This is a genomic window from Rhodanobacter spathiphylli B39 (assembly GCF_000264295.1).
Classification (GTDB): Bacteria; Pseudomonadota; Gammaproteobacteria; order Xanthomonadales; family Rhodanobacteraceae; genus Rhodanobacter; species Rhodanobacter spathiphylli.
Genome location: NZ_AJXT01000048.1, coordinates 91,170 through 104,954, shown reverse-complemented (window position 1 = coordinate 104,954; position 13,785 = coordinate 91,170). Strand labels below are relative to the sequence as shown.

The 13,785-nt window shown below is 63.6% G+C and carries 13 protein-coding genes; 9 read left to right on the top strand and 4 right to left on the bottom strand.

Annotated features, from left to right (window positions below; genetic code table 11):
• Positions 1–4: 4 nt before the first annotated feature.
• The 3 genes from yidC to rpmH all read right to left on the bottom strand — a co-directional run bounded on the left by yidC (position 5) and on the right by rpmH (position 2,349).
• Positions 5–1,732, bottom strand: a complete 1,728-nt coding sequence (yidC, locus tag UU7_RS15235; RefSeq protein ID WP_007809832.1) for a membrane protein insertase YidC — start codon at positions 1,730–1,732, stop codon at positions 5–7.
• Between the two features lie 63 nt (positions 1,733–1,795).
• A complete protein-coding gene (gene rnpA / locus UU7_RS15230; protein ID WP_083846010.1) occupies positions 1,796–2,200 on the bottom strand; it encodes a ribonuclease P protein component in 405 nt (134 codons plus the stop codon).
• 14 nt (positions 2,201–2,214) lie between these two features.
• On the bottom strand, positions 2,215–2,349 hold the full coding sequence (gene rpmH / locus UU7_RS15225; RefSeq protein ID WP_007809828.1) for a 50S ribosomal protein L34: 135 nt from the start codon (positions 2,347–2,349) through the stop codon (positions 2,215–2,217).
• A gap of 193 nt (positions 2,350–2,542) precedes the next feature.
• Between rpmH and dnaA the strand changes: the two genes are divergently transcribed.
• From dnaA to UU7_RS15180, 9 genes are all read left to right on the top strand, one after another.
• A complete protein-coding gene (dnaA, locus tag UU7_RS15220; protein WP_007809826.1) occupies positions 2,543–3,877 on the top strand; it encodes a chromosomal replication initiator protein DnaA in 1,335 nt (444 codons plus the stop codon).
• A 244-nt stretch (positions 3,878–4,121) separates the two neighbouring features.
• Entirely contained in the window at positions 4,122–5,222 is a 1,101-nt protein-coding gene (dnaN, locus tag UU7_RS15215; protein WP_007809824.1) for a DNA polymerase III subunit beta, read from the top strand.
• Positions 5,223–5,317: 95 nt separating this feature from the next.
• Positions 5,318–6,397: a DNA replication/repair protein RecF gene (gene recF / locus UU7_RS15210; protein WP_007809823.1), complete on the top strand. Its 1,080-nt coding sequence runs from the start codon at positions 5,318–5,320 to the stop codon at positions 6,395–6,397.
• A gap of 93 nt (positions 6,398–6,490) precedes the next feature.
• A complete protein-coding gene (gyrB, locus tag UU7_RS15205) occupies positions 6,491–8,923 on the top strand; it encodes a DNA topoisomerase (ATP-hydrolyzing) subunit B (protein ID WP_007809821.1) in 2,433 nt (810 codons plus the stop codon).
• A gap of 156 nt (positions 8,924–9,079) precedes the next feature.
• Positions 9,080–10,366, top strand: a complete 1,287-nt coding sequence (locus tag UU7_RS15200; protein ID WP_238530965.1) for a tetratricopeptide repeat protein — start codon at positions 9,080–9,082, stop codon at positions 10,364–10,366.
• Positions 10,367–10,693: 327 nt separating this feature from the next.
• On the top strand, positions 10,694–11,239 hold the full coding sequence (locus UU7_RS15195; RefSeq protein WP_007809817.1) for an energy transducer TonB: 546 nt from the start codon (positions 10,694–10,696) through the stop codon (positions 11,237–11,239).
• A 98-nt stretch (positions 11,240–11,337) separates the two neighbouring features.
• Positions 11,338–12,069, top strand: a complete 732-nt coding sequence (locus UU7_RS15190) for a MotA/TolQ/ExbB proton channel family protein (RefSeq protein WP_007809815.1) — start codon at positions 11,338–11,340, stop codon at positions 12,067–12,069.
• 11 nt (positions 12,070–12,080) lie between these two features.
• Complete coding sequence (locus tag UU7_RS15185; protein ID WP_007809813.1) at positions 12,081–12,503, top strand: ExbD/TolR family protein; 423 nt, start codon at positions 12,081–12,083, stop codon at positions 12,501–12,503.
• Between the two features lie 6 nt (positions 12,504–12,509).
• A complete protein-coding gene (locus tag UU7_RS15180) occupies positions 12,510–12,914 on the top strand; it encodes an ExbD/TolR family protein (RefSeq protein ID WP_040673554.1) in 405 nt (134 codons plus the stop codon).
• A gap of 85 nt (positions 12,915–12,999) precedes the next feature.
• Here the strand turns inward: UU7_RS15180 and UU7_RS15175 are convergent, their stop codons facing one another.
• Entirely contained in the window at positions 13,000–13,743 is a 744-nt protein-coding gene (locus UU7_RS15175) for a pyridoxine 5'-phosphate synthase (protein WP_007809808.1), read from the bottom strand.
• Positions 13,744–13,785: the final 42 nt, after the last annotated feature.

Here is a 13,785-nt window from a genome sequence, read left to right as displayed (position 1 = left end):
GGGATCAGGCCGCCTTGGGCTTGGCCACTTCCTCGCGATCGATGTGATGGGTGATCCACCACTGCTGGCCGAGGCCGACGATGCCGTTGACCGCGTAGTACAGGCACAGGCCGGCGGGGAAGAAGGCGAACATCACGGTGAACAGCAGCGGCATCACCTTCATCATTTTCGCCTGGGTCGGGTCCATGCCCGCGGCGACCGGGTTCAGCACCTGCGTGCCCAGCATCACGATCGCGTAGATGATCGGCAGGATGTACCACGGATCGGGCGCGCTGAGGTCGGGGATCCACAGGAACGGCGAATGATGCAGTTCCAGGCTGTACTCGAGCACGAAGTACAGGCCGTAGAACACCGGCATGGTGATCAGCACCGGCAGGCAGCCGCCCATCGGGTTGACCTTCTCCTTCTTGTACAGCTCCATCATCGCCGTCTGCATTTTCTGCTTGTCGTCGCCATAGCGCTCCTTGAGCGCCTGGACACGCGGCTGCAGCTTGCGCATGCGGGCGCTGGAGCGGTACTGGATGGCGGTGAGCTTCCAGCTCAGGCCCTTGATCAGCAGCACCAGCAAGATGATCGCCACGCCCCAGTTCTTGGTGATCGCGTGGAATTGCGACAGCACCCAGTGCATCGGCACGGCGATGATCTTGAACATGCCGTAGTCGATGGTGAGATCAAGACCCGGCGCGATCGCGTCCATCGTGCCCTGGCGATTCGGACCTACGTACAGGCGCGATTCGCTGGTGGCTGTCTGGCCCGGCGCCACGCTGATGGCCGGACCCACGGTGCGGATCAGGAAGCGCGGATGGGCACTGTCCGGATTGATCGTGTCGGTGAGGTAGTGCTCGGTCTGGCCGGCCGGCGGAATCCAGGCGGTGACGAAGTACAGACGCAGCATCGCCGCCCAGCCGCCCTTGATCTGCGCGTTGAGCTGGTCCTTGGGTTCGGCGAAGTCCTTGAACGGCAGCTTTTCGAACTTCTCGCCGGTGAACCAGGCCGCGCCCTGGAAGCTGCGCTGTTCCGGATTGGAATAGTTCGCCAGCCAGTTGCTGGCCTTCGGCGGCTCGACGCGCAGCAGCTGCTGGTAGGCGTTGCCCTGCCACGGCGTGGCGGCGCCGTTGTCGATGCGCTGGCTGACGCCGATCACGTAGCTGCCGCGCTTGAAGGTATAGGTCTTGGTGACCTTGAGGCCCGCGGCGTCCTGCCAGGTGAGGTCGACCTTCAGCTCGTCCTGGCCATCGGCCAGGACGTAGGAGGTCTTGTCGCTGTGGAACAGCGCCAGGTGGTTCGGCTGGTCCGCCGGGGCGGCATCGCTGCTGCTGACCAGGCCATTCTGGGCGACCGAGTAATGCGCCTCGTCGCTGGACAGCAGCACCGTCGGCGGCGGGTTGGGGTTCTTGTGCGTGCGTGGCGCGTTCGGATAGGCCAGCAGGTCGGCGTGCACCAGGCTGCCTCCGCGGCTGTCCACGCTGAGCTTCAACACGTCGGTCTGCACGGTGATCAGCTGTGCGGCGGCGGGCGCCGTGGCATTGGCCACGTTGCCGACGGCGGGGTTGGAGGCGGCTGCGGTCGAGCCGGGGATCGCACCCGGCACACCGCCATCGCTGTTCGGCGCCGCGGTAGCCGTCACGGTGTTCTGCGGCGGCCTGGGTGCGTAGTCCTTCTGCCAGGCCATGAACAGGAAGTAGGCCACGGCGACCAGGGCGAACAAGAGGAAGGTGCGCGTTTGATTCATCGCGTAGCAGATCCGGGTAACGCCACGACACTTGTCAACGCCGCGGAGACAGTAAGAAGGAGGTCAACGCTCGATTGTGGTGGTGTCGCCGGCGCGCTTCAATGGTTCGGACGATGCGGTCTGGCTGGCCAGCAGCTTTTTCCACAGTCCATCCAGTTCGGTGAGCAACTGCGGCCCCGGCACACCGGCGGCCTGTTCGCGCGCCATCACCATCATGTCCACCGCGGGAAGCTGGTGGCGCACGCGACGGAACGACTCGCGCAACAGCCGCTTGATCCGGTTGCGCTCGACCGCCCGCTTGGAAACGCGCTTGGAGATCGCCAGGCCCAGACGGGCATGGCCGAGCTCGTTTTCGCGAAAACGCATATGAAAACAGCGGCCGCCTGCGCGTCCGCTGCTTGTCCGCAAGGCGGCGAAGTCACCCGGCCGACGTAACCGCGCGTCGCGCGGCAGCCCGGCGCTGGACATCACGCCAGGCCTGATTACGGGATCAGGCGCTTGCGGCCCTTGGCGCGACGGGCATTGATGACTTTGCGACCGTCGGCGGTGGCCATACGGGCACGGAAACCGTGGGTGCGAGCGCGCTTGAGCTTGCTGGGCTGGAAGGTCCGCTTCATGGCTTACTCCGAAGGGAATATGGATAAAAAGGTTGGAAAGTATGGCGGGGATTTGTCACGGCTGTCAAATGCCCGCCCGGCGCAAGCTGTGGACATCCATGTGGATATCCGTGCGGTCTGCCTGTGGAGGCAGCTGTTAGACTAGCCCATCACCCCGCGCAGCAGCGCTTCAAAGCAGTGGTTGATTTCATTCATGAGTGATCTGTGGCGGCGCTGCCTTGAGCGCCTGGAGGGCGATCTGAGCGCCGAAGACCTGCATACCTGGCTGATGCCGTTGCAGGCGCGCGAAGATGGCCATGGCCTGCAGCTGTTCGCACCCAATTCGTACACCCTGGAAACGGTTCGCGGACGCTACCTGGAGCAGATCGAAACCGTGCTGGCGCAACTTGCGGGCAAACCCTGCGCCGTGCGCCTGGAAGTGGGTTCCAGCTCGGTCCGCCCGGCCCCGGTCAGCAAGCCGCCGGCAGCAGCCGCTCCGCGCCCGGCGGCGGCGCCGGCGACTCCGCATCTCCACAACCTGGACCCCCACTACACCTTCGAAACCTTCGTCGAAGGCAAGTCGAACCAGCTCGGCAAGGCCGCCGCGATGCAGGTGGCGACCAACCCGGGGCGGGCCTACAACCCGCTGTTGCTGTACGGCGGCACCGGCCTGGGCAAGACCCACCTGATGCACGCCGCCGGCAACCTGATGCGCGAGCACAATCCCGACTGCAAGGTGCTGTACCTGCGTTCCGAGCAGTTCGTCGGGTCGATGATCGAGGCCTTGCGTGCCAAGAGCATGGACCAGTTCAAGCAGCGCTTCCGCTCGGTCGACGCCCTGCTGATCGACGACATCCAGTTCTTCGCCGGCAAGGACACCACGCAGGAGGAATTCTTCCATACATTCAACGCCTTGTTCGAATCCAAGCAGCAGATCATCCTCACCTGCGACCGCTATCCGAAGGAAGTGGACAAGCTGGAGCCCCGGCTGAAATCGCGGCTGGGCTGGGGCTTGAGCGTGGCGATCGAACCGCCGGATTTCGAAACCCGGGCGGCGATCCTGCTGGCCAAGGCGCACGAGAAGGGCGTGGCGGTCGACGAGAACGTGGCGATGCTGCTGGCCAAACGCATTCGTTCCAACGTGCGCGACCTCGAAGGCGCGTTGAACACGCTGGCGGCGCGGGCGAATTTCTACGGCAAGCCGATCACCACCGACTTTGCCGAGGAGACCCTGCGCGACCTGCTGGCCACCCATGCGCAGGCAGTCACCATCCCGAACATCCAGAAGATCACCGCCGAGTATTTCAACGTCCGGCTGCAGGATCTGCTGTCCAAGCGCCGCGTCCGCTCCCTGGCACGCCCGCGCCAGATCGCGATGACGCTGTCCAAGGAACTGACCGAACACAGCCTGCCGGAGATCGGCGAGGCCTTCGGTGGGCGCGACCACACCACGGTCATGCACGCGTGCAAGACGATCCGCAAGTTCATCGAGACGGACCCGCGGATACGGCAGGACTGGGAACAACTGATTCGAACACTGACCGGTTGAGGCGGAAATCAGCGAAAGCTATGGATAAGCGGGCGCGCAGGTTGTGGATAATGGGTGGATGGATTGGCCGCTAGACTTATCCACAAATCACACACCGGCAACCCGCCTCTCAGGGCACAGGGTAGAAACAAGGCAACTTTCTGATTTATCTGTGTTTTTTTAGATATAAAAGTTATACACCGCACCAACAACCACTACCAACTTCTTTTAAAGATAGAACAGCAGGTATAGGGGAAGCACAGCCATGCAATTCAGCATCCAACGAGAAGCCCTGCTCAAGCCGCTGCAACAGGTTGTCGGCGTGGTCGAACGGCGGCAGACCCTGCCAGTCCTGGCCAACCTTCTGGTCAAGGTCGGCGACGGCAAGCTGTCCCTTACCGGCACCGACCTCGAAGTCGAGATGGTGGCCACGGCAGACGCGGAGAAGCTGGCCGACGGCGAGATCACGATTCCCGCACGCAAGCTGTTCGACATCGTCCGGGCCCTGCCGGACGGCGCCCGCATCGACCTGAAGTTGAACGGCGACCGCGTGGCGTTGAATGCCGGACGCAGCCGCTTCACGCTGACCACCTTGCCGGCCAGCGAATTCCCCACCGTCGACCAGATCGAACTGGTCGAGAAGGTCAGCCTTCCGGAAGAAGTCCTGCGTGATCTGATGGAACGCACGGCGTTCGCGATGGCGAACCAGGACGTGCGCTACTACCTCAACGGCATGCTGCTGGACCTGCAGGAACACACGCTGCGCTGCGTGGCCACCGATGGCCATCGACTGGCCATGAAGGAGACCGAGCTGCAGAGCTCGGTGAGCACGCGCCGGCAGATCATCATTCCGCGCAAGGGTGTCAACGAACTGGTCGGTCTGCTCGAAACCGGCGACGGTGAGGTCGAGCTGGAGTTCGGTCGCAATCACCTGCGCGTGCGTCGCGGCGAGGTGGTATTCACCTCCAAGCTGATCGACGGTCGTTTCCCGGACTACGAGGCGGTGATTCCGCTGGGTGCGGACAAGACTGCCACGCTGGATCGCGAAGTGCTGCGCGGCGCCTTACAGCGTGCCGCCATTCTCTCGAACGAGAAGTACCGCGGCGTTCGCCTGGAACTGTCGCCGGGCAAGCTGCGCATCGTTGCGCACAACCCCGAGCAGGAAGAGGCGGTTGAGGAAGTGGAGGCCGATACACACGTGTCGGATCTGGCCGTGGGTTTCAACGTGGGATACCTGCTGGATGCGCTGGCCGCGTTGCGTGGCGACCAGGCCCGCTTGAGCCTGCGTGACGCGCAATCCAGCTGCCTGGTGCAGGAACACGACAACGAGCACGCCCGTCACGTGATCATGCCGCTGCGGCTCTGACGGCCAGGCATGGTTTTCAGCCGCTGCGGCAGGTCGTCGAAGCGCCGGAGTATCCGTGAGGAACTCCGGCGTTGCTGTTTGCGGCGTGACTGCACATGAAGATCGAACAGCTGCGCATTGCCGGCCTGCGTTGTTTCAGCGAAGCGACCTTGGCACTGGATCCCGGGATCAACGTTTTTGCGGGGGACAATGGCGCCGGCAAGACCAGCGTGCTGGAAGCGGTATTCCTGTTGTCCCACGGCCGCTCCTTTCGTAGCGGCGCCCGGGAAGCGTTGTTGCAGCGGGGGGCGTCGGGGCTTTCCATCTTCGCCGAGTTGCGCCACGCCGATGGTCGGCTCGCACGGCTTGGACTGGGTCGGACGGGGTCCCGCTGGGAGGGGCGGATCGATGGACTCAACGCTCCGTTGGGTGAACTTGTCCGGGAGTGTGCCGTGGTCTGTTTTGATCCCGGTTCGCACGCACTTATCTCCGGGGGGGCCGAGGAACGCCGCCGCTACCTCGACTGGGGCGTGTTCCACGTGGAACATCAGTTCCTGTCGATCTGGCGCCGTTATCAGCGGGCTCTGAAACAACGGAACAGCCTGCTTCGCAGCTACCCGCTGCCCGCTGACGCACTGTTCCTGCCCTGGGAAGCCGAGCTGGCCCAGACGGGGCAGCAGATCGACCAGCAACGGCAAGCGTACCTGGATCTCCTGCGACCCAGGCTGGCGCGAAGCATGCAAGGACTGCTGGGTGAGCTGGGCGCCTTGGAGCTGCGTTATCGCCGGGGGTGGGCGGAAGACCAGGAGCTGGCCTCGCAGTTGCGCGTCCAGAGGGAGAGGGACGTCACTCGTGGGCATACCACGATGGGAGTCCACCGCGCAGACTGGACGCTGGCGTTCGAGCATGCTCCGCTGCGGGAGCACCTGTCGCGCGGCCAGGGCAAGCTGGTCGCATTGGCCTGCATGCTCGCTCAAGCCGAACTCTACGCCGAGCATCACGGCGACTGGCCCATTGTTTGTCTGGACGACCTGGCTTCGGAACTCGACCAAGCCCATCAACGCGCCGTCATCGGTCAGTTGGTGGGGGCCAGCGCCCAGATCCTGCTGACCGGTACCGAGCTGCCGGTGGCAATGCGGGACCTACCTGCCCGGGTGTTCCACGTGGAACAAGGCGAGCTGTCCCGCCTGCTATAATCGAAAGGTTGCATCCCCATGGATTGCATAACCCTGTCCGGCCTTTACGGCGCCGCGTCGGGCGGGTAGCTGGCGCCAGGAAACGGTCACCGCATGAACGAATCCACGAACGAATCGCACTACGACTCAAGCAACATCAAGGTCCTCAAGGGCCTGGAGGCGGTGCGCAAGCGCCCGGGCATGTACATCGGCGACACCGATGACGGTACTGGCCTGCATCACATGGTGTTCGAGGTGGTCGACAATGCGATCGACGAAGCGCTCGCGGGTTATTGCGACAAGGTGGTAGTCACCATCCTTGAAGACGGCTCGGTCAGCGTCAGCGACAACGGCCGCGGCATTCCGGTCGACATCCACCCGGAAGAAGGTCGCTCCACCGCCGAGGTAGTGATGACCGTGCTGCACGCCGGCGGCAAGTTCGACGCGAACTCGTACAAGGTTTCGGGCGGCCTGCATGGCGTGGGCGTCTCGGTGGTGAACGCGCTGAGCGACCACCTGTGGCTGACGATCTATCGCGACGGTTTCGAATACCTGCAGGAGTACGCGCTCGGTGAACCGCTGTACTCGTTGAAGGAAGTCGCTCCTTCGACCCGGCGCGGTACCGTGGTGCGTTTTCTTCCCAGCCCGGCCACCTTCACCAACAACATCGATTTCCACTACGAGATTCTGGCCAAGCGCCTGCGCGAACTGGCCTTCCTCAACTCGGGCGTGACCATCGAGCTGAAGGACGAACGCGGGGAAGGGCGATCGGACACGTTCGCGTACGAGGGCGGCATCCGTTCGTTCGTGCAGCACCTGGCGCAGCTGAAGACCGCGCTGCACCCCAACGTGATCAGCCTGCTCTCCGAGCAGGACGGCATCGTCGTGGACCTCGCGATGCAGTGGACCGATTCCTACCAGGAGACGATGTTCTGCTTCACCAACAACATTCCGCAGCGTGATGGCGGCACCCATCTCACCGGTTTCCGCGCCGCGCTGACCCGCTCGCTGCAGAACTACATCGAGAAGGAAGGCCTGGCCAGGAACGCCAAGGTGGCGCTGTCCGGCGACGACATGCGTGAGGGCATGATCGCGGTGCTGTCGGTGAAGGTGCCCGATCCGAAGTTTTCCTCGCAGACCAAGGACAAGCTGGTTTCCTCCGAGGTGAAGACCGCTGTGGAGCAGGCGGTCAACGAGAAGTTGAGCGAGTTCCTGCTGGAACACCCGAACGAGGCCAAGGCGATCGCTTCCAAGGCGGTCGATGCCGCGCGTGCCCGCGAGGCTGCACGCAAGGCGCGCGAGATGACCCGCCGCAAGGGTGCGTTGGACATCGCCGGCCTGCCCGGCAAGCTGGCCGACTGCCAGGAAAAGGATCCGGCGCTGTGCGAACTGTTCCTGGTCGAGGGTGACTCCGCCGGCGGCTCCGCCAAACAGGGCCGCAATCGCAAGACCCAGGCCGTGCTGCCACTGAAGGGCAAGATCCTCAACGTCGAGAAGGCGCGCTTCGACAAGATGCTGTCCTCCGCCGAAGTCGGCACCCTGATCACCGCGCTGGGCACGGGCATCGGCAAGGACGACTACAACCCGGACAAGCTGCGTTACCACCGCATCATCCTGATGACCGACGCCGACGTCGACGGCTCGCACATCCGCACCTTGTTGCTGACCTTCTTCTACCGCCAGATGCCGGAGCTGATCGAGCGCGGCCATGTCTACATCGGCCTGCCGCCGCTGTACAAGGTGAAGCAGGGCAAGCAGGAGCTGTACATCAAGGACGACGCGGCGCTGAACGATTACCTGATCTCCAGCGCAGTCGACAACGCCTCGCTGACCTACAGCCCGGAAGCGCCTCCGATCACCGGCGAGGCCCTGGAAAAGCTGTTGCGCGGTTATCAGCACGCGCTGGACCAGATCGCCAAATTGGCGCACCGCTTCGATGCGGCGGTGTTCAACGCGCTGCTCGAACATGCCCCGATCCGTGCCGAACTGTGGACTGATGAAGCCGCCATGCAGGCGTGGCTCGATGGTGCCGCTGGGCGGCTGGCCGCCAGTGGCCTGGGCAAACCGCACTACCGCATGGCGTTGCGCCCCGCCCAGAGCGAGCAGGTGGCCGCGATCGAAGTGGTCAGGGAGCAGCACGGGTTGACCCACACCTGGCTGTTGCCGCAGCCGTTCTTCAGCAGCAACGAGTTCCGGCCCATCCTGGCGATGAGTCAGCAGATCGCCGGCATGATCCAGCCCGATGCCGTGGTTCGCCGTGGCAACGCCTCGCGTGGCGTGCTGAGCTTCCTGGAAGCGCGCAACTGGCTGCTGGACGAGGCCAAGAAGGGTCGCAGCATCCAGCGCTTCAAGGGCCTGGGTGAAATGAATCCCGAACAGTTGTGGGACACCACCGTGAACCCGGAAACCCGACGCATGCTGCAAGTGGGCATCGAGGACGCGATCGCCGCCGACCAGATGTTCTCGATGCTGATGGGCGAAGCTGTCGAGCCGCGTCGCGACTTCATCGAGGCAAACGCGCTGAAGGTGGCCAATCTCGACATCTGACCATTCGCCCGAGTATGCACAAGCCGCCGCCAAGTGGTTGATTTTGAACAATCTTCCATGCCGCATCGCAGCTTGTTATCGCACGCCGGCTCGGGTTAATCTCCATAGTTCCCCCGCGTCACTCGATCGATACGCGCAGACAACACGAGGATCACCATGAAGCATGTCCGTGGATTGACCATGCTGGCGAGCGCGGCATTGTTGCTCGGCCTTGCCAGCAGCCCGGTACTGGCGCGCAAGCACGAAGACACGTCGAAGAAGGAAGTGCTCTATCCCAATGCCAGCCGTACCGAGCCGAAGCTCGACCTGACCAGCGCAAAGGATCAGACAAACCTCAATGAGGGTCTGGACGCGGTCAACGCGGGTGACAAGGCCAAGGCCCAGCAGATCCTGCAGCCGATCGTCGATGACAGCAAGAGCAAATATGCACAGGCGCTGGCGCTTCAGGGGCTGGCCAACCTCGCCTACAACAACCAGGACGTGAAGGGGGCGATCAGCCTGCTGCAGCGCTCGCTGGCCATCGGCGTGCTGCCCAACGACACCTATTTCCAGCTGCAGTACATGCTCGCCCAGTTCCAGCTGGCCGATGAGCAATACCAGGCTGCGCTCGACACCGTCGCCAAATGGCGCGCCGAAGGCAAGAAGGAAACCGCCGATTCCTACGCGCTTGAAGGCAACGCGTATTACCGTCTCGCCAAGTATCCCGAAGCGATCGCCGCGATCACCAAGGCCAAGTCGCTGACCACCAAGGCGGAGCCGAGCTGGGACCAGATCCTGATGGCCAGCTACGCCGAATCCGGCCAGGACGACAAGGCTGCCGCACTGGCGACCAATCAGCTCAATTCGAATCCGGACGACCCCAATGCGCTGAACAACGCCGTGGCCGTGTTGATGCAGGCGCACAAGTATCCGGAAGCGATCCAGCTGATGGAGAAGGCTCGTGCGGCCGGCACGCTGACCAAGGAATCGCATTACGTGAACCTGGCCAAGCTGTACCTGATCACTGGCCAGGAAAGCTCCGATCCGGCCCCGAACGCCGCCAAGGCCACCCAGGTCCTCGAAGAGGGCATGAACAAGGGCGTGGTCAAGCCCACGGCAGAGACCTATGTGCTGCTGGGTCAGGCCGCCGAGATCGGCAACAAGACCGACCAGGCCGTCGGCTATTACACGAAGGCCCAGCCGCTGGCCAGCGACGGCGAGCCCGCGCTGCGCGCCAGCCGCCTGATGCTCAGCGAGAACAAGTACAAGGAAGCCAAGACCCTGATCCAGACCGCCCTCGACAAGGGCGTCAAGGAGAAGGGCAAGGCCTACATGATCCTGGCCGAGTGCGAGCGCGGCATGAAGAACAAGCCTGCCGCCGTCGCTGCGATGAAGAAGGCTGCACAGGATCCGGAAACCGCCGCCAAGGCCAAGGCCTGGTTGCAGAAGGCCGGTGCCGGCTGAGGCGGCAAATCGCATGGCAAGCCGCGGGATGGAATGGCCGCCCATCCGCCCCGCAGCGCTATACAAAAGCCATGTGCTGTTGTAACGTTGAAACCTTCCCCTGCGTCTCCCCAGCGGCAAGTTCTCTCCGGCTCCGTCCAGGCATCAGACGGATCCGGGCCAAGCCCTGCGGCAACGTTCTCTTCCGATTGATCAGCTCCAGACTAGTGACAGATGGCCTCAAGTAACGAAGAAATCGGGCGCGAGCCATTCAGTTGGAAGCGCACCTGGGCATTGGCTGTAGCTATTGGGCTGCACGCGTTTGCGTTCCTGTTGATCGTGGCGCCAATGGCGCCACCGCATCAGAACCACAAGGAGAAGGAACGCATCGTCCAGGTGAACTTCATCGAACCGCCGCCGCCGCCGCCGCCACCGCCGCCGCCGCCGCCGGAGCCGCCGAAGCAGCCGCCGCCGAAGATCATCCAGCAGATCAAGCCGCCACCGACGCCGCCGCCGCCGACCCCGCCACCCCCGGTGGAGGAAGTCTCGGCGAACGCGACCCCGGCGCCGCCGCCGGCACCGCCAGCTCCACCGGCGCCGCCAGCGGACATTACGGCCAGTTCGGACCTCAGCTACAACAGTCGTCTGCAGCCAAAGTACCCGCCACAGGCGATCCGCCAGCGGCATGAGGGTACGGTGGTGCTGATGATTCTGGTGGGCGTGGACGGTTCGCCGAAGGACATCAAGATCGATCGATCCAGCGGTTACCATGAACTTGACCGTGCAGCGATGGATGCGGCACGTCGTTGGCGCTTCAACCCAACGATTCGAAATGGACAAAAAGTCGAGGGGTACGCCCGCGTTCCCGTCAACTTCAATCTCAACCAGCTGTAACCGGCTCACCCCGGTTTACAGTTACAGTTCACGCTTGACTTCCCTAGGGTAGCGTTATGTTCCTACAGACTCCTGCAACGACCGATGCCGCACAGGCCATGGGTGGCAATACCAACGCCGAAGCCATGAAACAGATGGGCTTCGACAACCTGATCCAGAACTTCGACTGGCTCGGCTGGGTCGTCTTCGTGACCCTGGTCGTGATGTCGTTCCTGTCGTGGTACTTCATCATCGCCAACGGCATCCGCAATGCCACCGTCCGCGCTCGCGCCGACAAGGTGATCGACGGCTTCTGGGGCAACGGTTCCACCCAGGACGCGATCCGCGAACTCGAGGCGCAGCCGCGCAGCGAGCCGTTCTCGAAGATTGCGCTGGACGCCGCCTCGGCGGTCGCCCATCACCAGCAGGCCACCGCGGCTGCCGGCACCACCGGTCGTCTGGCCGAGTCGCTGAGCCGTTCGGAGTTCATCGATCGCGCCCTGCGTCAGGCCGTGGCCCGCGAGAGCCTGCGTCTGGAAGGCGGCATGACCCTGCTCGCCACCGTCGGTTCGGCGGCTCCGTTCGTCGGTCTGCTCGGTACGGTGTGGGGCATTTACCACGCGCTGATCCGCATCGCCGCTTCGGGCAACGCCTCGATGAACGCGGTGGCCGGTCCGGTCGGTGAGGCGCTGATCATGACCGCCTTCGGTCTGTTCGCCGCTATCCCGGCGCTGTTCGCGTACAACTTCTTCAGCCGCTCGAACCGCCTGACCTACGCCCGCTTCGACGAATTCGCACACGACCTGCACGACTTCTTCGCTACCGGTTCGCGCGTCGACAGCTCGAAGTGAGGGATTGACCCATGGCGATGAGCACTGGAGGCAATTCCGGCGGTCCGATGTCGGAAATCAACGTCACGCCGCTGGTCGACGTGATGCTGGTTCTGCTGATCATCTTCATGATCACCGCACCACTGATGTCGCACTCCATCACGATCGACCTGCCTACCGCCAATCCAAAGACCAAGGAACCGGAAATGGTGGTTCCGCCCCTGGATCTGGCGGTCAAGCAGGACGGCAGCATGTACTTCAATGACCATGCGGTCACGGAAGCCGAGCTGAGGTCGCTTCTGGCGGTGAACGCCCAGAAGTCGCCCCAGCCGGAGCTGCAGATCCGCGCGGACAAGGGTACCGAGTTCAAGATCGTGAAGAAGATCATCGGCGACACGAAGGATTCCGGCATGGTGCATGTCGCCTTCATGACCACTGACGCGCCGAAGGGGTGACCTGAGATGGCTTTCACTACCAAGACAACAGGTCCGATGTCGGAGATCAACGTCACGCCGCTGGTCGACGTGATGCTGGTCCTGCTGATCATCTTCATGATCACGGCGCCGGTGCTGGCCCACAAGATCCAGGTCGACCTGCCGCAGCCGAACGTGAACAATCCGCCGCCGACCAATCCGCTCGATCCGATTCATCTGAAGATCGATCAGGCCGGTGCGCTGTATTGGAATGACACCCCGGTCGACGAACTCGGCCTGAAAGCCCAGCTGGCGGTGATCGCGCAGCAGAGCAATCAGCCGGAGATCCAGATCGCGGCAGCCGACGGCGTGGCCTATGAGCACGTGGCCCGGGTGCTGGCCGATGCGAAGAGCTACAATCTGGTCAAGATCGGCTTCACTGAAGACTTCTGATCGGGCTGCCTCGGCAGCATGCAACAGACAAGACCCCCGCCCCGTGCGGGGGTTTTTGTTGGCGCGACGGTTGGTCGGAACAGTGTCAGCGCAGGATCTGCAGGTAGTTGCGCACGGTGGTGGCAAGTCCCTCGTACAAGGCCTCGCCGATCAAGGCGTGTCCGATGGAAACCTCGGCCAGGCCGGGAATCGCGGCGCGGAAGGTGCCCAGGTTCGCCTGGCTGAGATCGTGCCCTGCGTTCACGGCCAGTCCGGCCTGTTGCGCGCGCCGCGCGGTATCCGCACAAGCGGCCAGCACCGTGGCGGGCTCGCCATCGGCAAAAGCCTGGGCGTAGGGCCCGGTATAGATCTCGATGCGCTGTACGCCGATCACGGCGGCCAGGTCGAAATCCTGGCTGCCGGCATCGACGAACAGGCTGACCCGGCAGCCGAGATCGCACAGCTCGCCGACCAGCGGGCGCAGCTGCGCAATATCCCGGCGCAGGTCGAAGCCGTGATCGGAGGTGATCTGGCCATCGCCATCGGGAACCAGGGTCACCTGGGTGGGACGCACTTCGCGGGCCAGCTCCAGCAGGCCCGGGTAGTCCCCTCGCGGGTCGGCGAAGGGGTTGCCTTCGATGTTGTATTCGACCCGTCCGCGCAGCATCGCGGCGAGTGCCCGCACGTCGTGGGGACGGACATGCCGCTGATCGGGGCGGGGATGGACGGTAATGCCGCCGCAGCCCGCGTCGATGCAGGTCTGCGCCGCACGGCAGATGTCCGGTTCGTCGCCGCCGCGCGAGTTGCGCAGCACCGCGATCTTGTTGAGGTTGACGCTGAGCAGGGTCATGGCGTTCCGGCAATCCGCTGGGAATGAAAGGCTATCGCAAGG

Excerpts from the sequence above, each read along its gene's own strand:
- yidC (WP_007809832.1), bottom strand. The coding sequence starts at position 1,732 with ATGAATCAAACGCGCACCTTCCTCTTGTTCGCCCTGGTCGCCGTGGCC.
- rnpA (WP_083846010.1), bottom strand. The coding sequence starts at position 2,200 with ATGTCCAGCGCCGGGCTGCCGCGCGACGCGCGGTTACGTCGGCCGGGT.
- rpmH (WP_007809828.1), bottom strand. The coding sequence starts at position 2,349 with ATGAAGCGGACCTTCCAGCCCAGCAAGCTCAAGCGCGCTCGCACCCAC.
- dnaA (WP_007809826.1), top strand. The coding sequence starts at position 2,543 with ATGAGTGATCTGTGGCGGCGCTGCCTTGAGCGCCTGGAGGGCGATCTG.
- dnaN (WP_007809824.1), top strand. The coding sequence starts at position 4,122 with ATGCAATTCAGCATCCAACGAGAAGCCCTGCTCAAGCCGCTGCAACAG.
- recF (WP_007809823.1), top strand. The coding sequence starts at position 5,318 with ATGAAGATCGAACAGCTGCGCATTGCCGGCCTGCGTTGTTTCAGCGAA.
- gyrB (WP_007809821.1), top strand. The coding sequence starts at position 6,491 with ATGAACGAATCCACGAACGAATCGCACTACGACTCAAGCAACATCAAG.
- UU7_RS15200 (WP_238530965.1), top strand. The coding sequence starts at position 9,080 with ATGAAGCATGTCCGTGGATTGACCATGCTGGCGAGCGCGGCATTGTTG.
- UU7_RS15195 (WP_007809817.1), top strand. The coding sequence starts at position 10,694 with ATGGCGCCACCGCATCAGAACCACAAGGAGAAGGAACGCATCGTCCAG.
- UU7_RS15190 (WP_007809815.1), top strand. The coding sequence starts at position 11,338 with ATGGGTGGCAATACCAACGCCGAAGCCATGAAACAGATGGGCTTCGAC.
- UU7_RS15185 (WP_007809813.1), top strand. The coding sequence starts at position 12,081 with ATGGCGATGAGCACTGGAGGCAATTCCGGCGGTCCGATGTCGGAAATC.
- UU7_RS15180 (WP_040673554.1), top strand. The coding sequence starts at position 12,510 with ATGGCTTTCACTACCAAGACAACAGGTCCGATGTCGGAGATCAACGTC.
- UU7_RS15175 (WP_007809808.1), bottom strand. The coding sequence starts at position 13,743 with ATGACCCTGCTCAGCGTCAACCTCAACAAGATCGCGGTGCTGCGCAAC.